1 protein-coding gene is annotated in these 252 nt (G+C 49.2%); it reads left to right on the top strand.

Annotated features, from left to right (window positions below; translation table 11 throughout):
* Positions 1-218: hypothetical protein (locus AC0L3B_RS39935; protein ID WP_473383445.1), on the top strand; the 218-nt coding region annotated here is incomplete at its 5' end.
* Positions 219-252 lie beyond the last annotated feature (34 nt).

Here is a 252-nt window from a genome sequence, read left to right as displayed (position 1 = left end):
TGGCTGACGCAGCTCTAGGCGACGCGACCAGCATCACAGCGTTCCAGAAGGGTATCGGGTATGGAGGGACCATAGGAATAAAATTTCATGAGCTCAACATTATCAATGTTGTTCATAAATTCTACATTATAGTGGTGGCCAGATGCCCCTTCCAGCTACGAAGGAAGTTCATCTCTTTTGTCAAGGGCGGCACTACCCAGTCCAAGCTCGTTTGGTGACCCCGTCCAGAACCTTTTCGCTATGCATTAGGAG

The organism is Bradyrhizobium sp. Kon56, assembly GCF_055807635.1.
The sequence above is the reverse complement of the archived record's forward strand: the minus strand, read 5'-3'. Positions and strand labels throughout refer to the sequence as shown.